Here is a 24,051-nt window from a genome sequence, read left to right as displayed (position 1 = left end):
GAAGAATCCAGCGGAGCATAAATGGAAGAGCAGCAATCGCAACGACCTCACTGGCGACGCGGCAGGCTTTGGCTACTGCTCGCGGTGCTGGTCGTGCTCGCGCTGATCGTGCAGGGCATCGTCTCGCGCCGTTCGGCGCATGCGGAACTCGAACGCAATGTCGAGCGCTACAGCGTGCAGACGGTCGAAGTCATCACGCCGACGCGCATGAAGGCGACCCAGGACCTCATCCTCGCGGGCGACATCCGTGCGTTTTCCGACGCGCCGATCTTCGCGCGCACGAACGGCTATCTGCGGCGCTGGACGGTCGATATCGGCGAGCATGTGAAGAAGGGGCAACTGCTCGCGGAGATCGACGCGCCCGAGACCCGCGATCAGCTCCGCCAGGCCCGCGCCGACGAGCAGACCGCGCGCGCGAACTATCTGCTCGCGAAGACGACGGCCGAGCGCTGGGAACAGATGGCGAAGAACAATTCGGTGTCGCGCCAGGAAACCGACGAGAAGAACGGCGACATGCTCGCGAAGCAAGCCGCGCTCAACGCCGCGCAGGCTAACGTGTCGCGGCTTTCGCAACTCGTGTCGTTCCAGAAGATCTACGCGCCGTTCGACGGCGTCGTCACCGCACGCAATACCGACGTCGGCCAGTTGATCGACGCGGGCAGCGGCACGGCGACGCGCGAACTCTTCCACGTGCAGGATCCGACGACGCTGCGCGTGTTCGTCGATGTGCCGCAGGCGTATGCGCGGCTCGTGCATGTGGGTCTGCCCGCCGAACTGCTGCTCACCGAGCAGAACGAGCGCCGGTTCGAGGGCGTCACGGTGCGCACGGCGGGCGCCGTCGATCCGGTCGCGCGCACGATGCGCGTGGAGGTGCAGGTGAAGAATCCGGCGGGCGAACTGCTCGCGGGCGCGTATGCGCAGGTGCGTTTCAGGCTGACGAGCGCGAACCCCGGGCTGATGCTGCCGGGCAATGCCTTGCTGTTTCGGCCCGAAGGCGTGCGCGCCGCCACCGTCGACGCGAACAGCCGCGTGAAGCTCTTGCCGGTGGTGCTCGGCACCGACTACGGGACGCGCGTGTCGATCGTCTCGGGCCTGACGGGCGACGAGCGCGTGATCATCAATCCGCCGGATTCGATCATCGACGGCGCCGCCGTGCGCGTGAGCGACGCACAGAAGAAGACCGGCGACAAGAAAGAGGACAAGGCGTCATGAAACGCTGGCCGGTCTGCGCCATGGCGTTGATGCTCGCGGGCTGCGTCGCCGGTCCCGACTATGTGCGTCCGGACGTGAGCACGCCCGCGAGCTACAAGTCGATTGATGCGGGCGTGCAGGCCGGCGTGCAGGCGGCGGCGTCGAAGGACTGGAAACCCGCGCAGCCCGCCGACGCCCACGCGCGCGCGCCGTGGTGGGAAATCTACGGCGATGCGCAACTGAACGCGCTCGAAGAGCAGGTCGCATCGGCGAACCAGACGGTCGCGGCGGCATCCGCGCGCTTTCGCGGCGCGCGCGCGGCCGTGGCGCAATCGCGCGCCGCGTACTTCCCGACCGTGACCGCGAACGCCGCGTTCAACCAGTCGCGCGCATCGGAGAACGTGCTGTACAAGTCGAGTGCGGGCGTCACGCTGCCCGACTACATGATCAATGCGCAGATTTCCTGGGAACCCGACCTGTGGGGCCGCATCGCGCGCGCGGTCGAGGGCGGGCGCGCCGAGGCCGAGGCGAGCGCCGCCGATCTGCACAGCGCGATTCTCTCGATGCAGGCCGAACTCGCAACCAACTACTTCGAACTGCGCGGCACGGTCGAGGAAGAGCGCCTGCTCACGGAGACGCTCGGGGCCTATCAGAAGGCGCTCACGCTGACCAAGGACCGTTTCGCGGGCGGCATCGCGGCGGAATCCGACGTCGCGCAGGCCGAGGAGCAACTGAAGTCGACGCAGGCGCAGCTCATCGATCTGGAAACGACGAAGAGCCGCCTCGTGAACGCCATCGCGATTCTGGTCGGCGAGCCGCCATCGACGTTCACGCTCGAGGTCGCGCCGCTCAACGCGGGCAACGTGCCGAACCCCGCGGCTGCGCTCGACGCGCTGCCGCTCGGCATTCCGTCGGCGCTGCTCGAGCGGCGTCCCGACATCGCGGCCGCCGAGCGGCGCGTGGCGGAGGCGAATGCGCGCGTCGGCGTGGCGACGGCGGCGTTCTTTCCGAATCTCCTGCTCGCGGCGACGGGCGGCCTGGAAGCGACCCACTTCAGTTCCTGGCTGATGGCGCCGAGCCGCTTCTGGTCGCTCGGGCCGCAACTCGCGTTCACGGTGCTCGACTTCGGCGGCCGCGCGGCGGCCCGCGATGCGGCGCGCGCGGCGTACGACGAGAGCGTCGCCGATTATCGGCTGACGGTGCTCACCGCGTTCGGGCAGGTGGAGGACAACCTCAACGCGCTGCAGGTCCTCAAGCGCGCCCTCGCGGCGCAGCGCGGAGCCGTTGATGCGGCCCAGCGCGCGTTGAACAAGGTGGGGAATCGTTACGAGAACGGGGCGATCACGTACCTGAGCGTGGTCGTCACGCAGGCGATCGTGCTCTCGGACCAGCGCGCGGCGGTCAATATCGAACGCAGGCGCATGGCCGCGAGCGTCGCGCTCGTGAAGGCGCTGGGCGGCGGCTGGACGGTGGCCGATCTACCCAGCGCCGAGCAGATTTCGCGAGGCGAGTGAGCGCGGCGCTCAGGCGAATCTCGCTGGACGGTATGGCGCCGGATCGACGACCGGCGTCTCGCCGACGATCAGTTCCGCGATCAGACGCCCCGTCACGGGGCCGAGCGTCAGGCCGTGATGCGCGTGTCCGAAGTCGAACCATAAGCCTGCGTGCCGTTCGGCGGCACCGATGACCGGCCGCATGTCCGGTGTACATGGACGCAGGCCGAGCCACGGCTTTTCATCGAGCCTGCGTCCGAGGCCGAACACCGGCCGGGCGAGGCGTTCGGCGCCATCCAGTTGCCCGTAGTTCGGCGGTGTCTCGCGACGCGCGAGTTCCACGCCGGTCGTGAGCCGCAGCCCGCGCTTCATCGGTGCCACGACGAAGCCGTTCTCGATATCGACGACAGGACGGTTCAGCGCGGCGTTTGCCGCGCCTTCGTAATGCATGTGATAGCCGCGCTTTGCCATCAGCGGGACGCGATACCCGAGCGGCCGCAGCACATCGCCCGACCACACCCCGAGCGCGACGACGACCGTCGCAGCCTCGATCGCGCCGTCGTCGGTCTGCACGCGCCAGCCGTTGCCGCGCGTTTGGAGGGCTTCGAGCGTCGCGGCGTCGCCCCGCACGATGCGTCCGCCTTCGCGTTCGAAAAGCCGTGCGTAGCCCTTCGTGAGCGCGCCGGGGTCCGACACGCTGAGCGGATCGTGCCAGTGGACCGCGCCGGCGTAGCCGGGCGCGAGCGATGCTTCGGCACGTTGCAGCGCAGCGCTGTCGAGGATGTCGACGGCGAGTCCGTGCGTGGCCGCGAGCCGCTGCGCTTCACGCGCCGTGCGTTCGAACGAGGCCCGCGAGCGACACGCTTCGAGCCAGCCGGTCGGTCGCACGAGCGCGTGCAGGCCAGCGCGATCGATCAGCGCCTCGTGTTCCGCGACGCATCGCGAGACGAGCGGCAGCATGTCGCGCGCGGCGGCGGCGAGCTGCTCCGGCGCCGATTCGCGCCAGTAGCGCGCAAGCCACGGCGCGTAGGCGGGCAGCGAGCGCAGGTCGTAGCGCAGCGCTGTCGAACCGTTGCATGCGAAGCGCAGCACGGTGCGCCAGTCGCGCGGGAACGCGTAGGGCACGACCGACGACGCCTCGATCAGGCCTGCATTGCCGAAGCTGGTTTCTTCGCCGGGCGCGCGTTTGTCGACGAGCAGGACGTCGCAGCCGCGCTGCCTCAGATGCAAGGCGGCACTCACGCCGACGATGCCCGCGCCGAGCACGATCACGTCTTTGGTCATGGCGTGCTGCTCAGGATGATTCTGCGAGCGACTTCAGCGCCTTCAGGACATCCCCGAAATCGCCGGTGACCATCGGGCCGAATTCATCCTCGTTCGGACCGGTGATCTCGGTGCTGTAGGTCACGCGGCTTTTGCCGGAAGACAGCGGGGCGATATTGTGCAGCACCGCGACGCGCGTGCCGTCCAGAATGGTTTCGTCGACGAAGGAGGCGTTCTCGTGAACGTTCAGAAGCCGGCTCGTGAACGTGTCCGCGCCGGGTACGGTCATGGAAAACGTCGTGCCGGTCACGAACGGTCCGTGAAGCTCGATGCGCTCGATACCGCTGTTCCATCGCGGCCAGCTCGCCACATCACTGAATAGCGCCCAGATGCGCTCAGGCTCCGCGGCGATCTCGATGCTCTCGTGATGCGTCCACATACTTGGCTCCTCGATGTCATTAGGGAAAAAACGGCTCACGGGCAGCCCGTTCCACGCGCTTATTTTTGTCGAAGCGCGCGAATGGCCGTGACAACACGGCTGTCGATCAGGAGGATTTCAGATGAACCGTCCGGGCCCGAACGAACAGCGCCTGATGGAAGGCTTGCCTCAAGTGTGCTTCATCAGGAACACGATGAGCAACCCCGACTGTCGAGATTCACTTGACTTTTAACTCGCGGCGCAGGCCAAGGGGGGTCGGTCGAGGGGCGCGGCGTGTAGGTGTGGATGATCGGGAGGGCGCCCGGCTCGGTTCGGCCAACTACAATCGTTCGCGCGCACGTGCAGACGGACCTCAAAAGTCGCATTTGCTTCGAAAGCTGCCACTCAAGCCCGAAAGCTTCGGGCCTTGGAGAAAGGTTGTGATTTGTGCCGATCGCGCCGGGATCTGGTCGCACCACAGCTACGGGTCGTGGCGCGCTGGCGATCGTCACCTGTCCGCTTGTCATCGCGATCGTTTTCAGTCGTAACTCCATTGCACTTTCAATCCAGCGGCACCGTTAGCCGGTCGATCACAGGCCGCGTCTCCGGCCGCACTCCGCGCCACCAGGCGAAGGCCTCTGCCGCCTGCTCGACCAGCATGCCCACGCCGTCCGCAATCGTCCGCACGCCTGCATTGCGCGCGAGTCGCAGGAATGGTGTCAATCGCTTGCCGTAGGCGAGCTCGTAAGCCGCGCCTGCGGGACTGAAAACGCCCGGCGGCACGGGTGGCAGATCGCCGGTGAGACTGGCCGACGTCGCGTTGACCACCAGATCGAACTGCCCCATTGCCTCGAGATCGCCGTAGCCGCAGGCGAGGAGTGCGCCGCCCGCGACGACCTGCGCCGCCAGCGCCTTGACCTTCGCGACGTCTCTATTGACGACGACCAGTTCGGCGGGTCGCGCGGCAAGGAAGGGCAGCAATGCGCCATGCACTGCGCCGCCCGCGCCGAGGATCAACACGCGCTTGCCGCTCATCGGCAGGTTCAGATTGACCTCGATGTCGCGTAACAGGCCGACGCCGTCGAAGTTCTCGGCGATGATCCGGCCGTCCTTGAAGCTCAGCGCGTTGGCGGCGCCCGCGAGTTCCGCCCGTTCGCTACGTTCGTCGGCCATGGCGAAGGCCTTCAGCTTGAACGGTGCGGTCACGTTCATGCCTTTGCCGCCCGCCGCAATGAACGCACGCACGGTCGCGGCAAATGCGTCCTGCGGCTCCAGCGGGCCTTCTATAGCCGTATAGGACATGTCCTGCCGGGTCTCCTGTGCAAAGAGACCATGGATCAGCGGAGATTTCGTGTGTCCGATCGGGCTGCCGATCACTGCGTACTGGTCGCTCATCATGGCCTCACTTTTGAATACAACACGCCATCGGTTTGCATCGCGTCGATCTCGGCCGCGCCGAAGCCGAGCGATCGCGCCACTTCCGCGTTGTGCTGACCCAGGTCGGGCGCGACCTCGCGGATCGTCGTGTCGCAGTCGGAGAAGCGAAAGGGCAGGTTCGGCATCCGCAACTTGCCGTAGCGCGGATGCTCCTGCTCGACCACCATGCCGCGCGCGACGATCTGCGGATCGGCAAGCACTTCGTCAATGCGCTGCACCTTGGCGCACGGCACGTCGACGCCATCCAGCAGTTCGAGCACCTGTGCGACGGGTCGGCTAGCCACCCAGGGCTTCACGACGGACAAAATATCCGCACGGTTCGTGTTGCGTCCTGCGAGCGTGTGGAACCGTGCGTCGGTGCCGAAGGCGGCTGGTCCGCCGTGCGCTTCGACGAGCGCCGCGAAGCGCTTCCACGCGTCGTCCACCTGCGCGGCGATGACGAGGTCGCCGTCGGCGGCACGGAACACGCCATAGAGCGTCGACGTGGGCATGTCATGACCCGTCTGCTCCGGCAGGATGCCTTGCATCGTGTAGCACTGCACGGCGTATTCGTGCATCGACACCAGTGTGTCGTAAAGCGCCATGTCGATATGCTGGCCGCGGCCGCTCTTCACGCGACCGAGCAGCGCGGCGTTGATCGCCGCCACCGCGTGAATGCCCGTGTACATGTCGCCGAGCGAAATGCGCATCAGCGGCGGCGGCTCGCCGGGCGTGCCGATCATCTGCATGATCCCGCTCTTCGCTTCGGCAATTAGACCGAAACCGGCGCGATGCGCATCCGGTCCCGTATGGCCGTAGGCCGAGATCGAGCAGTAGACGAGCTTCGGATTGCGCGCAGACAGTTCGTCGTAACCGAGCCCGAGTTTGTTCAGCGCACCGGGCCGGTAGTTTTCGACGAACACATCCGCCGAGTCGCACAGCCGTTGCATGAACGCCTTGCCACGCGGGTCGCGCATGTTGACGCTGACGCCGCGCTTGCCCATGTTGAGTTGCAGGAAGTAACCGCTCTGTTCGTCATCGAGCACCGTGGCATGCTGACGTCCCGCGTCGCCGCTGCCGGGACGTTCGACCTTGATGACCTCGGCACCCAGCGCCGCAAGACAGCGCCCGACATACGGACCGGCCAGAAAATGGCTGTAGTCGACGACGCGAATACCTTCGAGAGGACGTGCCTGCATCAGAATGCTCCCGGGCGGCGCGGCACCATCAGACGATGCTCGCCATGCTGGACGACCTTGCCGTCCTGGCTAACAAGCTCGGACGGGAGTACGACGATCCCCCAGTCTGGACGGCTCTTGCTCGCGCGCATCGCGCCGACGCGGAACTTGACGTGCAGCACGTCGTTGACCTTGATGGGCAGATTGAAGTCCCACGTCCAGCCGAGCGACATGCCTGGCAGGAAACGGTAATCGCTTTGAGTCTTGAGGCCATCGGCGATAGACAGGCCAAAGAGACCGTGGGCGACGATCGAACCGAAGTGGCTCGCGTTCGCGTATTCCTCGTCCACATGCACGGGCGTGTGGTCGCCTGTGAGGTCGGCGTAGGCGAGAATCCGTTCTTTGGTGACGGTATAAGCCGGGCTCACGCACTCGTCGCCTTCGCTGGCGTCATCCCAGTATTTTTCAATTGTTGTCATGTCACACCTCTGAACGTGGGTTGATCGCCAGTGCCTGCGCGACGCATGTGGCAGGTCTGGCCTGAATCAGTTCGACGGCGAGGCCGTCGGGCAGGCGCAACCAGTTGCGTCCTTGCGGCATTTCGCTGACGCCGTACGTTTGCGCTGCAGCGAGCGCTGCCTCCATGTCTTCGCACATCACGCCGAGGTGGCCGAGGCGGCCTTCGGGCGCATCGTGTTGCGGGTCATGGATGAATTGCAAGCCGCCGAGCGTCCAGTACTGACGGGGTTCCTCTATCGTGCCGTCGACCTCCCGCATCGTCATGCCGAGCACGTCTTCGAAAAAGCGGATGTGCCAGTGGATGTCCTTCACCCAGATAGCGACATGCTCAAGATAGGCTTTGCTGCCGTTCATAAGGTTGTCTCCGTTGTCGACCCGAATTGGTGCGACGCACTGACCCGGGCCCCATTCAAGTTGTTGCGTGTTGTCGGTCGGCCATCGCGCGTTCGATGCCCTTGATGCATGCCACCAGCGTCGCGTTGACGGGCGTCGGCACACCAAGGCGTTGTCCCCAGCGCACGACCGCGCCGTTAATAAAGTCGATCTCGGTGATGGAGCCTTTTTCGAGGCTTTGCAGCATCGAAGTCTTGAAGCCGGCGGAAAGCCCTTCGCCGGCAAGGGTCCACGGGCGTTCGGGATCGGTGGTGGAAAGCGTCACGCCGGCGGCCTGCGCGACTGCGATCGCTTCGGCGACGGCTGCCAGTGCGGCTGTTTTCAGAAGCGGCTCGTCGTAGAGCTGGCCGTAGGTCAAGCCGGTCGTGCCCGTTAGTGCGCCCGTTGCGACATTGACCAGCAGCTTGTCCCACATCGTGCCGACGATGTTGTCGCTGACCGTGGTGACCAGTCCGGCGGCGTTGAAGGTTGCGGCGATGGCCGTCACACGGGACGTGATGCGGCCGTCGAGTTCGCCGATGTAAGTCGCCTTGCCGGCGACGCCGGACTCGATGTGCCCCGGATTGCGCATCACACCGCCGACGTAGGTCTTGCCCGCCAGCACGCGCTCGCGACCCACGATGTCCGCGAGCACGTCTTCGTGTCCAAGGCCGTTTTGCAGCGACAGCACCACGGTTTCGGGGCCGAGCAGCGCCAGCGCACCGCGCATCGCCGCGTCGGTATGAAAGGACTTGACCAGCACGACGACCAGATCGACGGCACCCGCTTCGGCGGCCCGCGTCGTGGCCTGCACACGCACGCGACGTGAGCCGTTTGCATCGTCTACGAGCAGCCCGTTACGCCGCATCGCTCCCACGTGGGGGGGCGATCGGTTCAGCAGCCAGACCTCGTTGCCGCCTTCCGTCAGCGCCGCGCCGATGGCGCAGCCCAGTGCACCCGCACCCAGAATCGCAATCTTCACTGTCGTCTCCTTGTCTGGAGATCAAGATACGATTCGGTGGTCATGCAGGCAATGCAATGGATACAATGACGCCATTGCGCCAGACAATATCGCCATGAACCCGGCAGAACTCCCCGATCTGAAACTGCTGCAGCTTTTCGATCTTCTCTACGACGTTCGCAGCGTGACGCGCGTCGCGGAGCAGCTCGGGCAAAGCCAGCCGACCATCAGCATCTGGCTCGGCCGTTTGCGGCAGCATCTGCAAGACCCGCTCTTCATACGAACGCCAGCCGGCATGGCGCCGACGCCGCAAGCCGACGCGCTGATCGGTCCGTGCCGGGAGATTCTCGAATCGCTGCGGCGCTTTGCGGCGTGGGAAATTGCCTTTGATCCCACCACCGCCAAGCGGCGGTTCCGCATCTGCATGACCGACGCGAGCCATATCACGCTGCTTCCGCGAATGCTGGCGCACGTGCGTGCGCAGGCGCCGGGGATCCGTCTCGAAGCCGCGAGGATCGACGGCAATACTGAACGCGCGCTGGAATCGGGCGAGGCCGACCTTGCAATCGGTCACGTGCCCTGGCTCGGCGGCGGCATCTACCAGCAGCAGCTATACACGCAGGACTGGGTGTGTCTGATGAACAGGCATCATCCGCGCGTGCGCGGCAAGCTTGGGCTTAAGCATTACCGCACGGAGGGCCATGTCGCCATCTCGGCAGGGACGGGGGCGCAATTGCTGGAGCAGGCGCTGGTGCGCGAGCACGTCGAACGGGGCGTCGTACTTGAACTGCCGGGTTTTCTGGGGCTCGGGGCCATCATCAAGAGCACCGATCTGATCGCCACGTTGCCGAGGCATATCGGTGAGACGCTGGGGAGGGTTAATGACCTGTCGGTGCATCCGTGTCCGATCCCGGTGGAGGGATTTGCAGTGCGGCAGCACTGGCATGCCCGCTATCACCATGAAGCGGGAAATCGCTGGCTGCGCGATCTGGTGGCGCAGTTGTTCAGTAGTTTGCGGTGACGATGCGCGTTGGCTGCGGTTGTCGTGCCGTGCCGGGGGCTCTAACTTGTTGCCGTTTGTGAAACTGGTTTCTCGCTGACGTCGTCTGCAACGGGAAGTCGCCATGCGGGAATTCCTAGCCGTGCCACAGCGTCCGACCGGCAATACGATCGTTAATTCTACTGCCGGAAGCGGCCGTCGGTTGACACAGCATTGAACGGCCGCAATGGATCGCAGAGCAGCAGGCCGCGCTATTTCTGACGTTGGAAGTGGCGGCCGAAAGTTCAGCGTTAAGCGAACCGGGATCGGGATAGTTCAGAGTGACGTGAACCCCGCCTGTGGAACCGCCCACGAATACGCCCGTAAAATTGCGCCCTCTGTCCACCATCGAGGTCCATGCCAGATGACGCATTCCCCCGTTCGCCGCGCATTGCTCGCCGCTATCGCATCCGTTCCGTTCGCCAGTGCCTGCACCGCATGGCCCGCGGACCAATCCGCCGCATCGCAGCTGAAGGCGCTCGAAGCCGCATCGAACGGGCGCCTCGGCGTGGCGGCGCTCAATACCGGCGACGGCGCGATCGTCAACTATCGCGCGGACGAACGCTTCCCGTTTTGCAGCACGTTCAAGGTGCTGCTCGCGTCCGCGATTCTCACGCGCAGCACGCACGAAGACGGTCTCCTTGACCAGCGCATCCGCTACACGCAAAGCGATCTCGTCAATTATTCGCCGGTGTCCGAGAAGCACGTCGCCGACGGCATGACGGTTGCCGAACTGTGCGCCGCCGCCATTCAGTACAGCGACAATTCGGCGGCGAACCTGTTGATCCGGCTGCTCGGCGGATCATCGGCGGTGACGGCATTCGCGCGCTCGATCGGCGACGACGAATTCCGCCTCGACCGCACGGAGACCGAGCTCAACACGGCGATTCCCGGCGACCTGCGCGACACGACGACGCCCGCCGCGATGCTTCGGTCGCTTAAGCGGCTCGCGCTAGGCGATGCGCTCGGCGCACGCGAGCGCGACCAGCTTCAGGCGTGGATGCGCGGCAACACGACAGGCGACGCGCGCATTCGCGCCGGCGTGCCGCTCGACTGGCAAGTCGCCGACAAGACCGGCACGGGCGACTACGGCACCTCGAACGACGTCGCCGTGCTGTGGCCGCCATCGAAGGCGCCGATCGTCGTCGTGATCTATTTCACGCAACGCGAGCAGGATGCCAAGGCGCGCAACGACGTGCTCGCATCGGCGGCGAAGATCGTCGCGGGGAAATTCGGCTGAGCATACAGCGCGTCACGCGGTCGCGATGAGCGTGCGGACGCTCGGGGAGCGCCTCGTGAAAATTTCTATCGACGAGCCGCTGCCTGCTGTGCCGCTGTGCGTCGTGACTCCGCCGCAAATTGTTTCGACCGCGCGCAGACCTGACCCCAAAACCGCACCGGCCAATCCTTTAGGCGAGACATGGTTAATCTTTATTGACCATCCGCGTGGCCGGTTTATCCTTGCCGATCGGCGCGCAAGACGCCTCGGCAACCGGTTGCATGGGACAAAGGAGACGCCGTGTACGTCAATCACGAAGTATTCAACGACGCAGACCGGCATGCGGCCTCGCTGCGCGGCTGGGACCAGCGCTACGACCAGATCGGTGCGGGCGCGTTCCAAAGCACGGTCAAGCAGGTCGCCGTAGAAGGCGTGCAGGTCTTCCAGGAGGCGGCGAACGTGCGCGTGGTCCAGTGCGGCGGCCTGCCGGCGGGCTACACCACGTTCGGACTCGCGCTCAACGGCGCGCCCTTCACCTTTCGCGGCGTGAAGCTGGCGCAGGGCGCGATGGTCGTCGCATCGGGCGCGAAGGAATTCACGCTGCATTCGCCGGCGGACATGTCGCTCGTCGGCATCGCCATCGAACCGCGCGTGCTCGGCAGGGTCGCGGACGCCGCCGGCATCGACCTGGACGACGACCTGTTCGACCGCGATGTGATCGACATTCCGCCCGCGGCCGGCATCCGGGCGGGCCGGCGGATGGTCGAGGCGCTCGAACGCGTGCTCGCGCAGCCCGAGCGCATCGCCGATCAGGACGGGCAGCGCCGCTTCGCGCAGGAAGTGGCGGAGGGCATCCTCGATCTCATCACCTATTATTTCCCCGACCAGACGAGCCGCCTCACGCAGGCCTGCCAGCACGAGATCGTGTGGCGCAGCCACGAACTCGTGCTCGCGCGCCCGGAGGAACCGGTGTCGGTGCTCGATCTGTGCGCGGCGCTGCGCGTCTCCCGCCGCACGATTCAAAACAGCTTTCAGGCGGTCGCGCAGACGAATCCCGCGAACTACCTGCGCTCGATCCGGCTGATGGAGGTGCGGCGCCTGTTGCTTTCGACGCCTCAGTGCGACGTCCCGGTTGCCGAAGCCGCGGCCCGCTGGGGCTTCACGCATCTGGGCCATTTCGCGAGCGACTATTGCAACCAGTTCGGCGAACTGCCGTCGCAGACCGCTCGCCGTTCTTAAGCCTCCGCCGCCCAGCGAACGTTTAGAACAAGCGTTCGCGGTCCTCTCTTTCACCCGTCTTTCGACTATCCCAAATCGGCAAGCACGCCTTGCCGTTCCCGGCGCGACCGCCGTTTTTCCTCGCCTTAGAGTCTGTCCCACGATAGACCTACGGAGGGGATACGATGAAACGCAGACGGCTGGCCGCCTCGATGGCGGCAGTGATGTCTGGTGTGGTGGCATGGCATCTGGCGAGCGCCGCCGAGAAGCCGGAAGAGCTGACCGTCGCCAAGGTTCCGCCCTATAGTCCGCACCAGATCTACGTGCCGGACATCTCGTTCGCGAGCATGACCGATGCGCGCGTGCATGTCTTCGATGCCGATGCCAACCGCTTCCTCGGCCAGATCGACGGCGGCTTTGCACCGGGCTTCGCGATCTCGCCGGACCACAAGACGAGCTACATCGCGACCACGTATTTCGCGCGCGGCTCGCACGGCGATCGCACCGACGTCGTGGAACTGATCGACAACACGACGCTCGCCGTCACCGGCGAAATCGCGATTCCGCCGAAGCACGGACAGCACGTGCCGTCGCCGTACAACACCGCGCTATCCGACGACGGCCACTTCCTCTATGTCGCGAACGTGACGCCGTCGACCTCGGTCACCGTGATCGACACCGCCGCGAAAAAGGTGCTCGGCGAAGTCGACACGGACGGCTGCGTGCTCGCGTATCCCAGCGGCAACAACCGCTTCTCGGCGATGTGCGAGAGCGGCAAGGCATTGACCATCACGCTCGATGCGAACGGCAAGGAAGCGAGCCGCAAGCTCTCCGACGCGTTCATCGACGTCGATCGCGATCCGGCGTTCATCAACGCCGCGCGCGAGGGCAACCAGTACTGGTTCCTCACCTACGAAGGCAGCGTGCGCACCGCGGACTTCTCGGGCGACGCGCCTGCGTTCGGCATGCCGTGGCCGCTCGTCAGCGCGCAGGAGAAGAAGGCGGGCTGGCGTCCGGGCGGTCTTCAGCAGATCGCGTTGCATGCCGGCACGCATCGCCTCTACGTCGCGATGCACAAGGGCGCAGACGGTTCGCACAAGGACCCGGCGACCGAAGTATGGGTCTTCGACACGTCGACGAAAAAGCGCATCGCGCGCTGGGAGCTGGCGAAGCAGAAGATCGATCCGTTCCTCTCGATCCAGGTCAGCATCGACGACAAGCCGCTTTTCTACGGCCTCACGCCGACCTCCGATCTCGTCGTGATGGACGCGCAGACCGGCAAGCTGAAGCACGTCGAAAAGCAACTCGGCTCGACGTCGACGCCGCTCGTCAATCCTTGAGGTGGCCGCCATGCTCGATCCAGTCGTTCTCATGGTGTGCGTCGCGGCGGTCGCGATCGTCGTTTTGATCGGCGCGGCCGCGAAGCTGCGCGAGCCGGCGAAGTTCGGCGCGTCGCTTGCGGCTTATCGCCTGCTGCCATCGTTCGTCGTCATGCCGATGGCCTACGCGGTGCCGGTGCTCGAAGCGCTCGGCGCAACCGGCCTGCTGTTCCCCGCGACGCGCAACGCTTCTGCCGCGCTGTTGATCGCGTTGTTCGCCGCGTTCGGCAGTGCGCTCGCCATCAACATCCTGCGCGGCAATATCCATATCGACTGCGGCTGCGCAGGCTTCGCTTCGGCCTCGCGCACGTCGGAGAAGCGCATCGGTTGGTGGCACGTGGCGCGTGTCGCGCTGCTCGGTATCGCGGCAGCGGCGGCACTCGTCACAGAGGGCCCGCGCGCGATCGTCTGGTTCGACTACGTGACGGTCGGTGCCGGAACGCTCTTCGCCGTCGCCGCGATGCTCACGCTCGACGTGCTGCTCGCCAATCTTCCCAAGCTCGAACACTTAAGGAACTCATGATGCAAACCGCTCTGATCATTTCGACCGCGCTCTCCTGGGCTGCCTTGCTCGCGCTCGGCGCGATCTGCCTCGCGCTCGTGCGCCAGGTCGGCATCCTCTACGAACGCATGATGCCCGCGGGCGCCCTGATGATCGACAAGGGTCCGGCCGTCGGTGCCATCGCGCCTTCGTTCGAACTGCTGGATCTCGCCGGGCGCGCGGTGAAGGTGGGCGGCATCTCGCCGGCGCGCCGCAGCACGCTTCTCTTCTTCCTCTCGCCGACTTGCCCCGTCTGCAAGAAGCTGCTGCCGCTCTTGCCTTCGATCCAGGCGCGTGAAGGCGCGACCGATGTCGTCCTCGCAAGCGACGGCGACGTGACCGAGCACGCAGCGTTCTATCGCAAGACGGGTCTTCCGCAATTGCCTTACGTGCTGTCTCAGGAACTGGGCCTTGCCTACCAGATCGGCAAGCTGCCTTACGCCGTGCTGCTCGACGACCAAGGCAAGGTGCGCGCGAAAGGGCTCGTCAATACGCGCGAGCATCTGGAGAGTCTTTTCGAGGCGAAGGAACGCGGCGTCGCATCGCTTCAGGAGTTCGTGCACGGCAGCGAGCATGCGGCTCAAGGACACGCTCATGAGCACGATCACGAACACGCCCAGCACGCGTAAGACGCGCGCGCTTTAACGATCCCACACGTGAACCAAGGACAGCGTCTATGAAATGGCTGGACTCTTTTTTCGAACACTCGGCGCGCGGCGTCGCGCAGCGTTCCTCGCGGCGCAGCGCCATGGCGAAGCTCGGGAAGGTGCTGGTCGGATCGGCGGTCGTACCGCTGTTGCCCGTCGACCGCACGGCTTACGCGGCCGAGCCGAAGAAGCCGGGTGCATCGAAGACCGACGACCCGACGAGTTGCGATTACTGGAAATATTGCGCGATCGACGGCTGGCTGTGCAGTTGCTGCGGCGGCACGTCGAGCAGTTGCCCGCCGGGCACGACGGCATCGCCAATCACGTGGATCGGCACCTGTCGCAATCCGCACGACGGCTCCGACTACATCGTGTCGTACAACGACTGCTGCGGCAAGACTTCGTGCGGACGCTGCTTCTGTAATCGCAACGAACGCGAGAAGCCGCTCTACAAGCTCTCGCTCAACAACGACATCAACTGGTGCATGGCGAACGGCAACGCGAACTATCACTGTTCCGTGTCGGTGCTGCTGGGGGCGGCGAAGCAATGAAAGTCACCACTACGCTCATCGCGGCCGCGCTCGCGTGCGGCGCTTCGTTCGCCGAGGCGCAGGCCGTGCAGTATGCAGGCGGCAAGACGACCTTCGACGGCAAGTGCGTCGTCTGTCATCAGGCGGGCGGCAAGGGGATGGACGGGCTTGCGCCGCCGCTCGTCGAGTATCCGGGTAAGTACGCGGGCACCGACGAAGGCCGCAGGCATCTCGGCCATACGGTGCTTTATGGCATGTTCGGGCCGATCAAGGTCAAGGACAAGAGCTACAACTTCAAGATGCCGTCGTTCGCTTCGATGTCCGATGCCGAGATTGCCGAGGTGCTCAACTATGTCGTGTTCGACCTGAATGCGCAGCACGGCAGCGCGAAGCCTTTCGATGCCGAGCAGATCAAGGCGCTGCGGGCGAGTCCCGTCGACGGCTCGGCGGTGCATGCGCAGCGCGAAAGCGTCGTGAAGAGTCTCGGGCTATGAAGCTGGCCGGCGTCGTTCTACTCACGGCGATGGCCCTGCACGCAGCGGCAGCGAGCGCCGAGGCATACGACGCCGTCCAGGCGAGGCAGGGCTGGGTGCTCAACTGCATGGGGTGCCATACGACCGACGGTTCCGGCATTCCCGGCAAGGTGCCCGCGCTGCGCGAGTCGCTCGGGCATTTCGTCGCGATGCCGGAGGGGCGGGAGTTCGTGATGCGCGTGCCGGGCGCTTCGAACTCGGCGCTAAGCGATGCGGAACTCGCCAATGTTCTTAACTGGGTGCTTGCGACGATGAACGCGTCGTCGCGGCCCGTGGGTTTCAGGCCTTATACGGCCGAGGAAATTTCGACGCATCGGCGGCCCGCGCTCACTGATGTCGCTAAGGCGCGCATGGGGCTCGTGAAGAAGCTTCAGGCGAATGGCATCACCACGGTGCCCGAGCACTATTAGCAAGTGTTTAGATCGGTCTGGGCTCGCGGGGAACTTGTTTTCACGTCGGTCTATTAGCACTGCCCCTGTCCGGGGCGGGACTTACTTTCTTTGCTGCTGCAAAGAAAGTAAGCAAAGAAAGCAGCTTTTTAGTCAGCAGTCACAGCACGTCAACGCCTTTGAAGTACTGAGTGGACATACCGCCAAAGTGTCGCCCTCAAAGGACAAAGGGCTTTGGTGCGATTAACTACTGTGTCATTGCGCAGCGAACAAAACGGTACAGCAGTCATCCCTCCGTCTTCGCTTCGCTCAGACGTGCGGTGCATCAGTCGCGTGGTCGATGTTCGCGGTTGAGGTTGAGATTGTGGACCGGTGGTTTTCGTTTATGCCTGTCGTCCGCGAAGCGCGGACGGATGGATGACTGCGTTACCAAGAAGTTGGCTGTGCGAGGACGCAATGGTTAATCGCACCACGCCCTTGAAGATATTCGAGGGCGCCACTTAGGCGGTATGTCCACTCGGTACTGCCGGTGCGTTGCCGTGCTGGGACTGCTGCCAGAAAAGCTGCTTTCTTTGCTTACTTTCTTTGCAGCAGCAAAGAAAGTAAGTCCCGCCCCGGACAGGGGCAGAGCTAATAGACCGACGCGAAAGCAAGTTTCACAGAAACATCAAACGGTGTTCAAAGAAAAGACCACCTCAAAGGAGACAAACATGACTGACCAAAAAACGTACGCGATACTCGACAAAACCCGCGCATTCATCGCGGCCGAAAAGCGCATGTTGATCGACGGCACCTGGCACGCAAGCACCAGCGGCGAAACGATCGACGTGACCAATCCCGCCGATGGCAGCGTACTGTGCCGCGTCCCGGCCGCGCATGAATCGGACGTCAACCGTGCAGTGCAGGCCGCGCGCCGCGCCTTCGACGATTCCGCCTGGTCACGCATGAAGCCGAGCGACCGCGAGCGTCTCTTGCTGCGCGCCGCCGACGCCATCGAAGCCAACGCCCGCGAATTGGCCGAACTCGAAGCGCTCGACAACGGCAAGCCGGTGGCGGTAGCCGAAGCACTCGACGTGTCGATGGCAGCGCATTGCTTTCGCTACATGGCCGGCTGGGCGACGAAGATCGAAGGCAGCACGGTCGATGCATCGATTCCGTACAGCCCGTCGAATGCGTTCTTCGCCTACACGAGGAAGGAAGCGGTCGGCGTGGTCGGCGCGATCATTCCGTGGAATTTCCCGCTGTTGATGGCCGCATGGAAGCTCGCGCCCGCGCTTGCCGCCGGCTGCACCGTCGTGCTCAAACCCGCCGAAGACACGCCGCTGTCCGCGCTGCGCCTCGGCGAACTGCTGACCGAAGCGGGCTTCCCGGCAGGCGTCGTCAACATCGTCACGGGCTATGGCAGGACCGCCGGCGCCGCGCTCGCCAGCCACCCGGGCCTCGACAAGATCGCCTTCACCGGCTCGACGCCGACCGGCCGTGCCATCGGCCACGCCGCGCTCGACAACATGACGCGCATGTCGCTCGAACTCGGCGGCAAGTCGCCGGTGATCGTGCTGCCCGACGTCGATATCGAGAAGGCGGCCGAAGGCGTCGCCAATGCGATCTTCTTCAACTCGGGACAAGTCTGCACCGCGGGCTCGCGCGTCTATGTGCACGACAAGGTGTTCGATCGCGTGATGGAACGCGTGGCCGCGATCGCGAAGTCGATGAAGATCGGCCCGGGCCTCGATCCGGCGACGCAGATCGGGCCGCTCGTCTCGGCGCGCCAGCTCGACCGCGTGCTCGGCTACATCGACGCAGGCCACACCGAGGGCGCGCGCGCGATCGCGGGCGGCAGGCGGGGGGAGGGCGCGGGCTTTTTCGTCGAGCCGACCGTGCTTGTCGATACCGATCATTCGATGCGCGTCGTGCGCGAGGAAATCTTCGGGCCGGTGCTGGTCGCGATGCGCTTCCAGGACACGGACGCGGTCATCGCGCAGGCCAACGATACGCCCTATGGCCTAGGCGCGAGCATCTGGTCGAACGATCTGTCGGCCGTGCACAAGCTGATCCCGCGCATCAAGGCGGGCACGGTGTGGGTCAATTGCCACTCGCTGCTCGACAACGCGATGCCCTTCGGCGGCTTCAAGCAGTCGGGCTTCGGACGCGAACTCGGCCGCGCCCCGCTCGATATGTACACCGAAACGAAATCGGTGCTCATCAACCATGCGTGAGATCGGACCCATGAAGAAACGCTTGCTGGCCGCCGCGCTCCTTAGCGCCTCCACGTATGCATCGGCGCAGAGTTCGGTGACGCTCTACGGCACCGTCGATGCCGGCATCACCTACACGAGCAGCCAGCAGTTCACGCGCCCCGACGGCAGCATCGGCGCGGGTCACGGCTGGCAGATGACGGGCGGCAATCTCGTGCCGTCGCGCTACGGCCTGCAAGGCGTGGAAGACCTCGGCGACGGACTGAAGGCCACCTTCATGCTGGAGAACAGCTTCTACATGGGCTCCGGCAATTTCGTGCAGAGCGGTTCGCTCTTTAATCGGCAGGCCTGGGTCGGACTCGCGAAGGACGGCTACGGCACGCTGTCGTTCGGCCGCCAGTACGACTCGTACTCCGATTTTCTCGGGCCCTACGTGTCGAGCAACAACTGGGCGACGCTCTACGGCTCGCACATCGGCGACGTCGACAACCTCAACGAAGCGTTCAACTTCAACAACGCGATCAAGTACGTGAGCCCGGACTGGCACGGCTTCACCCTCGGCGGCACGTTCAGCCTCGGCGGTGTCGCGGGCGATTTCGCGCAGAATCGCGGCTATTCGTTCGCGGCGACTTACGCGATGGGGCCGGTGTCGGTCAGCGCGGGCTATCTGAACCTGCAGAATCCGCTCGATGCGGCACTCGGCGGCAGTGCAGGCTACATCGGCGACTTCGCGTGCAGCAACGCGTCGGCGCTCTATTGCCAGTTGCAGAACGCCGACGCGCTGAAAGCCTGGGGCGCGGCGGCGTCTTACGCGATCGGGCCCGCGACGATCGCGCTCGCGTACACGCACAGCCTGCTCGATCACAGCCGCTACTTCGCGAGCGCCGCCGAGCCGATCGGCCGGAACATCGCGTTCGACATCGGCGAGATCAACCTGACGTATGCGCTGTCGCCGTTCCTGCAACTGGGCGCAGCGTACATCTACAACGTCGCGAAGCCGGACGGCGGTTTGTCGACGCGCTTTCATCAGGTGAACCTCGGCGCGAACTACGCGCTATCGAAGCGCACCGCGCTCTATGGCATCGCGATCATGCAGAAGGCGACGGGGGCCGGCATCGGCGTCGATCCGGCAACGGGTGCGGCGGCGAACTACGCGCAGATTCCAAATCTGCCGAATTCGAACAACGACCGCCAGTTGTCGGTGACGCTCGGCATCCGGCATAACTTCTGATGTGCCGCCGGCCGGACCTACACGACGAAGAGCACGACGCCGCACAGCACGAGCGCGGCGCTCCACACGAAGTCCGCGTTGATCCAGCCGGTGCGCAGAAAGCCGAGGCCGCCCGCGCGCTCGTAGACGAACATGGAAATCGCCGCGATGACGGCGAGCATCGCGAGCGTATGGATCGCGAGGGCAAGCGCGCCGAGCGGCAGCGCATGCGCGAACGAACCCGTTCCCGTCGATCCCGCGGCCGCGCACAGCGGCAACAGCGCGGGTATCAGCATGAATCCCGCGCCATGCGCGCTCGACATCAGGAACGACCACAGCGCGAGTCCGGCGAGCCCGGTTCGCATCCCGACGACAGGTTTGCCGCGATGCCCGCGCACCGCGCACCACACGCCCCAGCCGATCAGCAGCACGCCGCACGCGCGATTCAGATAGATGTGATCGACGAGCGAGCCGAGCGTGAGCGCGCCGGCCAGCACGAGCGCGACCGACGCCGCGTGGCCGATCGCGATCGGCACGAGCGAGATCAGCACGACGCGACGGCTATGCGCGTAAAGGCCGAGCGCGACGGCGAAGAGCCAGCCCATCGCGGGGTTGATGCCGTGAAAAGCGCCGAGCCCCGCGGCGGACAGCCAGAGCGTGGCCGATTGCGTCTCCATGAAGGCGGCGCTTACGGGTAGCAATACGAATCGGACGAGCAGTCGCCGCCTTGCAGGCGGATTTGGTGCGGCCGGCGGCCCTTGGGCCAGTCGATGAAGAAATCCTTGTCCGCGGCGAGACCGCCCGAGGGATCGGCGTCGAGCTTGACCATCCAGCCTTCGATGCCTTCAGGATAGAACTGGTCGTCGATCGCGCCGTACAGCGAGTTCGTAAAGTAGACGCGGCGCCCGTCGCGGCTCACTTCCACCATCTGCGGGCCGCCGTTGAGCGCGCCGTTCGCAGCGCCCGGATGCGTCTCGCGCGCCACGATCCCGCCGATGCGAATCTTGCCCGTCAGCTTCGGCGCGAACGGATCGGAGACGTCGTATTGCAGCATGTCGCCGGTGCCCCAGCACGAGACGTAGAGAAAGCGGTCGTCCATCGACAGGTCGATGTCCGAGACGAGCGGCGGCACCGCGCCGAATCCCTTGAGCATCGGCGGCAGCACGGAGGCGTCGGCGGGTTCGGCGGGGATGTCGATGATCTTCTTCACCGCCCACTTGTCCTTGTCGCGATACCACGTCCAGATCGACGACGACAGGTCCTTCAGGCTGATCACGCAATTGACGAATCCGTAGGCCTTGGTCGGATCGTGCGCGGGGCGCAGTTCGAAGACGAGCTGGTACTCGTCGCCGAAGTCGATCTCCTGCAGGTGTTTGCGGCGCGTGAAGTCCCAGAAGTGCAGTTTCCTGCCGTACTTCGCGCCGAGCAGGATCTCGGGGACGAGCCCGTTCTCGAACGTGTCGGGCGTGCCCCATTCGCTCGTGACGAGCGTGTCGTAGCCGAGATGCCACCAGCCGTCGTAGGCGAGTTGCTGCGGGCCGCGCTCGACTTCCCAGCGTCCGAGCGGATCGAAGCTCTGCTGGTCGAGCAGCATGATGCCGCCGGGTGCACGGCCTTCCGCATTGCCGAGCGCGGTCACGTAGATGCCGCCCGGGCCGCAGTGGACCGTGTGCGGACGCGTATAGCCGGTCTTCTCGGCGATCTCGTCGGGCTCGATCGTCCTGACGATCGTCGGGTTCCTCGGATCGGGCTTCGTATCGACGATATGAATGCGCGACGAACGCAGCCCCGGCACCACCAGATAACGCCGCTCGACGTGCGGATGCGGCGCATTCGGACACAGGCACGAGGAGCACGCGTTCCAGCCGAAGTGATGCAGTTCGTCGCCGGTGTTGGGCATCGCCAGTTCGCCGACGATCTGCGTATAGGTGGCCGATTGCGGATCGACATCGACCACCGCGATGGCGTCGGGCTGTTGCCGCGTGGGATCGAAGGTTGCGACGTAGGCGAGCGTCTCGGGGGGCGCCTTGGCCGCCAGTCTCGGTGACGGGTAGAAGCTCGGGTCCGGTCTCCATGTCGCCATCGTGCGTCTCCCATGCGAGGTTTAGCCAAGTGGTGCTTGCACTATAGGACACCTTCGGCACACCTGCGGACCGCCTGCCCGATGCCGCAGTGCAGCGAAAGCGGCATCGTCCGGTATGACATAAGCGATTCACTCACGGGAATCGAGCCGCAGCTATCGAGCGGTCGAGCGGTCGAATGGTGAAGCCTGGTGATAATCGGTGGCTCACCTACAATGTAAGCATGGCCCCGACCTCGGAGGAGGCTGCCATGACTGAGTCGATGATCAGCTTGATAGTGGGAATCGTAGTGGTGCTTTGTATCGCCGTCGTGCTGGTGGCCCGTCATCGGGCCGAGCACAAGGGAGAGCCGCATGCCGCACGCTGGCTCGACACCCATCCGCTTCGCGACTGGATGCGGCACAGGCACTGATTCGCGGGTAACGGGGCCGCGCAATGCGGCCCCGACGGCGGAATCGCGTGCCGTCTTTCAGCGTTTCGATCCTTTCATGGCCTCGGCTTCCATCGCCGCGTTCCATTCCTCTTTCGCTTCGATCGGGTCCATCGCTTCGTCGATGAAGGCCGACGCGCGTTCCGACACCGCGCGCGTTTCGTCGTCGGTCTCGCCGTCGATCGGGTCGTCCTCGGCGGGCGGCTCCAGCATGTCGCGCAGCATGGCGCTCAGTTCGGGCGTGTCCCACGGCTCGCCGTGCTGCTTCTTCTTCTTGATGTAGTGGCGGACTTCGGCGTCCTGTTCGGCGGTCAGGGGAAGCCCGCGGAAAGTGCGGTTGGCGTCGATGTCGGGCATGGTGTTCCTCCTGGTGTTTCGCCACCCAGTGTAGCCCCGTTGCGCCGCGCACGGCTCACTCGTGCCCTTTATCCGGCGCCGGGCGCATCGCTCAGGCAAGCGGCGGCAGCCTGCGCGCGACGGGCGTCGACTTGACGATCACCGTGCTCGTCTCGGCGCGCTCAGTGACCTTCGAGAGAATCGCGTCGAGTTGTTCGATCGAGTGCAGGAAGAGGCGGCAGATGAAGCAGTCGTCGCCCGTGACCTTGTCGCATTCGACGAATTCCGGAATGCGCCGGATCGCTTCCTCCACGAGATGCAACTGGCCCGGCAACGGCTTCACGCGCACGATCGCCTGCAGCGTGTAGCCGAGTGCGCGCGGGCCGGCTCGCGTTCGGCCAGCGCCTCGCGTGGGTTCAGGTCGCGGGCGCCGCGCTGATCCTGCTGGCCGCCGCGGGCGTCAATCTCGGCTGGCACATCGTGCCGGCGCGGCGCGCTACGGCCAACTGAAACGCGCGTCGATGCCATGCTCGGTTAGAATGGCCCGCTTTGCTTTTTGCAGGGCGCTCCCATGTGGTTCAAGAACCTTCAGCTTCACCGTCTTCCGGTCCGCTGGGCCGTCACTCCCGATCAACTGGAAACGTGGCTCGCGGCGCATGCCTTCGCGCCGGGCAATACCGTCGAGATGCAGGCGCACGGCTGGGCGTCCCCGCGCGATGACGGCGCGCTCGTCTATTCGACCCATCGCCAGATGCTGCTCGTCTATCGCGCGGAAAAGAAGCTGCTGCCGGCGTCGGTCGTCAATCAGGTGACGAAGGCGCGCGCCGCCGAACTCGAAGAGCAGCAGGGCTTCAAACCCGGCCGCAAGCAGATGCGCGAACTCAAGGAGCAGGTCACCGACGAACTCCTGCCGCGCGCCTTCAGCATTCGACGCGACACGCGCGTCTGGATCGATACGGTGAACGGCTGGCTCGCGATCGACGCCGCGTCGCCGACGCTCGCGGACGAAGTGCGCAGCCTGCTCGTGAAGTCGATCGACCGCCTGCCGCTCGACACGCTGCGCGTCGCGCGCTCGCCCGTTTCCGCGATGACCGAATGGCTTCTGTCGGGCGAGGCGCCCGGCGGCTTCACGCTCGACCAGGACACGGAACTGCGCGCGACGGGCGAAGGCAACGCGACCGTGCGCTACGTCGGCCATGCGCTCGATGTCGATGACATGCGGCGCCACATCGAAGGCGGCAAGCAGTGCATGCGGCTCGCGATGACGTGGAACGACCGCGTGTCGTTCGTGCTGACGCCGTCGCTTACGCTTAAGCGCGTGAGCCCGCTCGACGTGATCAAGGAAGCGTCCGATCCGACCGCGCAGAACGACGACGAGCGCTTCGAATCCGACTTCACGCTGATGACGGCGGAACTGGCGCGCCTGTTCGCCGATCTCGCCGACGCGCTCGGCGGGGAAGTGGAGGGCGCGCAACAGGCGGCGGCCTGACGCG

25 protein-coding genes and 2 pseudogenes are annotated in these 24,051 nt (G+C 65.1%); 16 read left to right on the top strand and 11 right to left on the bottom strand.

What is annotated here, in order from left to right:
• The first annotated feature begins 21 nt into the window (after nucleotides 1-21).
• Complete coding sequence (locus AWB66_RS15005) at nucleotides 22-1,212, top strand: efflux RND transporter periplasmic adaptor subunit (RefSeq protein WP_087631064.1); 1,191 nt, start codon at nucleotides 22-24, stop codon at nucleotides 1,210-1,212.
• A complete protein-coding gene (locus AWB66_RS15000) occupies nucleotides 1,209-2,705 on the top strand; it encodes an efflux transporter outer membrane subunit (protein ID WP_087631063.1) in 1,497 nt (498 codons plus the stop codon). The genes AWB66_RS15005 and AWB66_RS15000 overlap by 4 nt, the downstream gene beginning before the upstream one ends.
• A gap of 9 nt (nucleotides 2,706-2,714) precedes the next feature.
• On the opposite strand, the gene AWB66_RS14995 is transcribed toward AWB66_RS15000, so the two are convergent.
• From AWB66_RS14995 to AWB66_RS14965, 7 genes are all read right to left on the bottom strand, one after another.
• Nucleotides 2,715-3,968 carry an NAD(P)/FAD-dependent oxidoreductase gene (locus AWB66_RS14995; RefSeq protein ID WP_087631062.1) on the bottom strand — a complete coding sequence of 418 codons (1,254 nt, stop codon included), beginning with the start codon at nucleotides 3,966-3,968 and terminating at the stop codon, nucleotides 2,715-2,717.
• 10 nt (nucleotides 3,969-3,978) lie between these two features.
• Entirely contained in the window at nucleotides 3,979-4,386 is a 408-nt protein-coding gene (locus AWB66_RS14990; RefSeq protein WP_087631061.1) for an SRPBCC family protein, read from the bottom strand.
• Between the two features lie 540 nt (nucleotides 4,387-4,926).
• A complete protein-coding gene (gene aroE / locus AWB66_RS14985; RefSeq protein WP_087631162.1) occupies nucleotides 4,927-5,760 on the bottom strand; it encodes a shikimate dehydrogenase in 834 nt (277 codons plus the stop codon).
• Nucleotides 5,760-6,980 (bottom strand): CaiB/BaiF CoA transferase family protein, encoded by a 1,221-nt coding sequence (locus tag AWB66_RS14980; protein ID WP_087631060.1) that lies wholly within the window; start codon nucleotides 6,978-6,980, stop codon nucleotides 5,760-5,762. Before AWB66_RS14980 ends, aroE begins: the two co-directional genes overlap by 1 nt.
• A complete protein-coding gene (locus tag AWB66_RS14975) occupies nucleotides 6,980-7,438 on the bottom strand; it encodes a MaoC family dehydratase (RefSeq protein ID WP_087631059.1) in 459 nt (152 codons plus the stop codon). The genes AWB66_RS14980 and AWB66_RS14975 overlap by 1 nt, the downstream gene beginning before the upstream one ends.
• Before the next feature lies 1 nt (nucleotide 7,439).
• The gene (locus AWB66_RS14970) at nucleotides 7,440-7,832 is read right to left on the bottom strand and encodes a VOC family protein (protein WP_087631058.1); all 393 of its coding nucleotides are present in this window, start codon (nucleotides 7,830-7,832) and stop codon (nucleotides 7,440-7,442) included.
• Between the two features lie 55 nt (nucleotides 7,833-7,887).
• Nucleotides 7,888-8,832, bottom strand: a complete 945-nt coding sequence (locus AWB66_RS14965) for a ketopantoate reductase family protein (protein ID WP_087631057.1) — start codon at nucleotides 8,830-8,832, stop codon at nucleotides 7,888-7,890.
• Nucleotides 8,833-8,926: 94 nt separating this feature from the next.
• Between AWB66_RS14965 and AWB66_RS14960 the strand changes: the two genes are divergently transcribed.
• The 11 genes from AWB66_RS14960 to AWB66_RS14910 all read left to right on the top strand — a co-directional run bounded on the left by AWB66_RS14960 (nucleotide 8,927) and on the right by AWB66_RS14910 (nucleotide 19,732).
• Nucleotides 8,927-9,832: a LysR family transcriptional regulator gene (locus tag AWB66_RS14960; protein ID WP_087631056.1), complete on the top strand. Its 906-nt coding sequence runs from the start codon at nucleotides 8,927-8,929 to the stop codon at nucleotides 9,830-9,832.
• A gap of 382 nt (nucleotides 9,833-10,214) precedes the next feature.
• Nucleotides 10,215-11,090 (top strand): class A beta-lactamase, encoded by an 876-nt coding sequence (gene bla, locus AWB66_RS14955; RefSeq protein WP_087631055.1) that lies wholly within the window; start codon nucleotides 10,215-10,217, stop codon nucleotides 11,088-11,090.
• 279 nt (nucleotides 11,091-11,369) lie between these two features.
• Nucleotides 11,370-12,308, top strand: coding sequence for a helix-turn-helix domain-containing protein (locus AWB66_RS14950; RefSeq protein WP_087631054.1), 939 nt, complete (start codon nucleotides 11,370-11,372; stop codon nucleotides 12,306-12,308).
• A 164-nt stretch (nucleotides 12,309-12,472) separates the two neighbouring features.
• Nucleotides 12,473-13,627 (top strand): amine dehydrogenase large subunit, encoded by a 1,155-nt coding sequence (locus AWB66_RS14945; RefSeq protein ID WP_087631053.1) that lies wholly within the window; start codon nucleotides 12,473-12,475, stop codon nucleotides 13,625-13,627.
• 10 nt (nucleotides 13,628-13,637) lie between these two features.
• Nucleotides 13,638-14,189, top strand: a complete 552-nt coding sequence (locus AWB66_RS14940; RefSeq protein WP_087631052.1) for a MauE/DoxX family redox-associated membrane protein — start codon at nucleotides 13,638-13,640, stop codon at nucleotides 14,187-14,189.
• Nucleotides 14,186-14,836, top strand: coding sequence for a methylamine dehydrogenase accessory protein MauD (gene mauD, locus AWB66_RS14935; protein ID WP_087631051.1), 651 nt, complete (start codon nucleotides 14,186-14,188; stop codon nucleotides 14,834-14,836). The genes AWB66_RS14940 and mauD overlap by 4 nt, the downstream gene beginning before the upstream one ends.
• 47 nt (nucleotides 14,837-14,883) lie before the next feature.
• On the top strand, nucleotides 14,884-15,405 hold the full coding sequence (locus tag AWB66_RS14930; RefSeq protein WP_087631050.1) for a methylamine dehydrogenase light chain: 522 nt from the start codon (nucleotides 14,884-14,886) through the stop codon (nucleotides 15,403-15,405).
• Nucleotides 15,402-15,878 (top strand): c-type cytochrome, encoded by a 477-nt coding sequence (locus AWB66_RS14925; protein WP_087631049.1) that lies wholly within the window; start codon nucleotides 15,402-15,404, stop codon nucleotides 15,876-15,878. Before AWB66_RS14930 ends, AWB66_RS14925 begins: the two co-directional genes overlap by 4 nt.
• A complete protein-coding gene (locus AWB66_RS14920; protein WP_087631048.1) occupies nucleotides 15,875-16,327 on the top strand; it encodes a cytochrome C in 453 nt (150 codons plus the stop codon). The genes AWB66_RS14925 and AWB66_RS14920 overlap by 4 nt, the downstream gene beginning before the upstream one ends.
• A gap of 689 nt (nucleotides 16,328-17,016) precedes the next feature.
• A complete protein-coding gene (locus tag AWB66_RS14915) occupies nucleotides 17,017-18,522 on the top strand; it encodes an aldehyde dehydrogenase family protein (RefSeq protein WP_087631047.1) in 1,506 nt (501 codons plus the stop codon).
• A 10-nt stretch (nucleotides 18,523-18,532) separates the two neighbouring features.
• Complete coding sequence (locus AWB66_RS14910; RefSeq protein WP_087631161.1) at nucleotides 18,533-19,732, top strand: porin; 1,200 nt, start codon at nucleotides 18,533-18,535, stop codon at nucleotides 19,730-19,732.
• A gap of 17 nt (nucleotides 19,733-19,749) precedes the next feature.
• On the opposite strand, the gene AWB66_RS14905 is transcribed toward AWB66_RS14910, so the two are convergent.
• A complete protein-coding gene (locus tag AWB66_RS14905; protein ID WP_087631046.1) occupies nucleotides 19,750-20,388 on the bottom strand; it encodes a hypothetical protein in 639 nt (212 codons plus the stop codon).
• A gap of 11 nt (nucleotides 20,389-20,399) precedes the next feature.
• Nucleotides 20,400-21,794 (bottom strand): selenium-binding family protein, encoded by a 1,395-nt coding sequence (locus AWB66_RS14900; protein WP_087631045.1) that lies wholly within the window; start codon nucleotides 21,792-21,794, stop codon nucleotides 20,400-20,402.
• A gap of 248 nt (nucleotides 21,795-22,042) precedes the next feature.
• On the opposite strand from AWB66_RS14900, the gene AWB66_RS34045 reads away from it, so the two are divergent.
• Entirely contained in the window at nucleotides 22,043-22,204 is a 162-nt protein-coding gene (locus AWB66_RS34045; protein WP_200818994.1) for a hypothetical protein, read from the top strand.
• 57 nt (nucleotides 22,205-22,261) lie between these two features.
• Here the strand turns inward: AWB66_RS34045 and AWB66_RS14890 are convergent, their stop codons facing one another.
• Nucleotides 22,262-22,579, bottom strand: coding sequence for a hypothetical protein (locus tag AWB66_RS14890; RefSeq protein WP_087631043.1), 318 nt, complete (start codon nucleotides 22,577-22,579; stop codon nucleotides 22,262-22,264).
• 91 nt (nucleotides 22,580-22,670) lie between these two features.
• Nucleotides 22,671-22,940 (bottom strand): annotated as a pseudogene (locus AWB66_RS14885) (Lrp/AsnC family transcriptional regulator); the annotation flags it as partial.
• A 2-nt stretch (nucleotides 22,941-22,942) separates the two neighbouring features.
• On the opposite strand from AWB66_RS14885, the pseudogene AWB66_RS32955 reads away from it, so the two are divergent.
• A pseudogene (locus AWB66_RS32955) lies at nucleotides 22,943-23,068 on the top strand (EamA family transporter); the annotation flags it as partial.
• 61 nt (nucleotides 23,069-23,129) lie between these two features.
• On the top strand, nucleotides 23,130-24,047 hold the full coding sequence (locus AWB66_RS14880; protein WP_087631042.1) for a recombination-associated protein RdgC: 918 nt from the start codon (nucleotides 23,130-23,132) through the stop codon (nucleotides 24,045-24,047).
• Nucleotides 24,048-24,051: the final 4 nt, after the last annotated feature.

Source organism: Caballeronia telluris (assembly GCF_001544495.1).
GTDB classification, from domain to species: Bacteria; Pseudomonadota; Gammaproteobacteria; order Burkholderiales; family Burkholderiaceae; genus Caballeronia; species Caballeronia telluris.
This window is presented reverse-complemented; position numbering and strand designations above follow the sequence as displayed.

Coding starts and splice junctions, on each gene's coding strand:
- AWB66_RS15005 (WP_087631064.1), top strand. CDS start 22: ATGGAAGAGCAGCAATCGCAACGACCTCACTGGCGACGCGGCAGGCTT.
- AWB66_RS15000 (WP_087631063.1), top strand. CDS start 1,209: ATGAAACGCTGGCCGGTCTGCGCCATGGCGTTGATGCTCGCGGGCTGC.
- AWB66_RS14995 (WP_087631062.1), bottom strand. CDS start 3,968: ATGACCAAAGACGTGATCGTGCTCGGCGCGGGCATCGTCGGCGTGAGT.
- AWB66_RS14990 (WP_087631061.1), bottom strand. CDS start 4,386: ATGTGGACGCATCACGAGAGCATCGAGATCGCCGCGGAGCCTGAGCGC.
- aroE (WP_087631162.1), bottom strand. CDS start 5,760: ATGAGCGACCAGTACGCAGTGATCGGCAGCCCGATCGGACACACGAAA.
- AWB66_RS14980 (WP_087631060.1), bottom strand. CDS start 6,980: ATGCAGGCACGTCCTCTCGAAGGTATTCGCGTCGTCGACTACAGCCAT.
- AWB66_RS14975 (WP_087631059.1), bottom strand. CDS start 7,438: ATGACAACAATTGAAAAATACTGGGATGACGCCAGCGAAGGCGACGAG.
- AWB66_RS14970 (WP_087631058.1), bottom strand. CDS start 7,832: ATGAACGGCAGCAAAGCCTATCTTGAGCATGTCGCTATCTGGGTGAAG.
- AWB66_RS14960 (WP_087631056.1), top strand. CDS start 8,927: ATGAACCCGGCAGAACTCCCCGATCTGAAACTGCTGCAGCTTTTCGAT.
- bla (WP_087631055.1), top strand. CDS start 10,215: ATGACGCATTCCCCCGTTCGCCGCGCATTGCTCGCCGCTATCGCATCC.
- AWB66_RS14945 (WP_087631053.1), top strand. CDS start 12,473: ATGAAACGCAGACGGCTGGCCGCCTCGATGGCGGCAGTGATGTCTGGT.
- AWB66_RS14940 (WP_087631052.1), top strand. CDS start 13,638: ATGCTCGATCCAGTCGTTCTCATGGTGTGCGTCGCGGCGGTCGCGATC.
- mauD (WP_087631051.1), top strand. CDS start 14,186: ATGATGCAAACCGCTCTGATCATTTCGACCGCGCTCTCCTGGGCTGCC.
- AWB66_RS14930 (WP_087631050.1), top strand. CDS start 14,884: ATGAAATGGCTGGACTCTTTTTTCGAACACTCGGCGCGCGGCGTCGCG.
- AWB66_RS14925 (WP_087631049.1), top strand. CDS start 15,402: ATGAAAGTCACCACTACGCTCATCGCGGCCGCGCTCGCGTGCGGCGCT.
- AWB66_RS14920 (WP_087631048.1), top strand. CDS start 15,875: ATGAAGCTGGCCGGCGTCGTTCTACTCACGGCGATGGCCCTGCACGCA.
- AWB66_RS14915 (WP_087631047.1), top strand. CDS start 17,017: ATGACTGACCAAAAAACGTACGCGATACTCGACAAAACCCGCGCATTC.
- AWB66_RS14910 (WP_087631161.1), top strand. CDS start 18,533: ATGAAGAAACGCTTGCTGGCCGCCGCGCTCCTTAGCGCCTCCACGTAT.
- AWB66_RS14905 (WP_087631046.1), bottom strand. CDS start 20,388: ATGGAGACGCAATCGGCCACGCTCTGGCTGTCCGCCGCGGGGCTCGGC.
- AWB66_RS14900 (WP_087631045.1), bottom strand. CDS start 21,794: ATGGCGACATGGAGACCGGACCCGAGCTTCTACCCGTCACCGAGACTG.
- AWB66_RS34045 (WP_200818994.1), top strand. CDS start 22,043: ATGACTGAGTCGATGATCAGCTTGATAGTGGGAATCGTAGTGGTGCTT.
- AWB66_RS14890 (WP_087631043.1), bottom strand. CDS start 22,579: ATGCCCGACATCGACGCCAACCGCACTTTCCGCGGGCTTCCCCTGACC.
- AWB66_RS14880 (WP_087631042.1), top strand. CDS start 23,130: ATGTGGTTCAAGAACCTTCAGCTTCACCGTCTTCCGGTCCGCTGGGCC.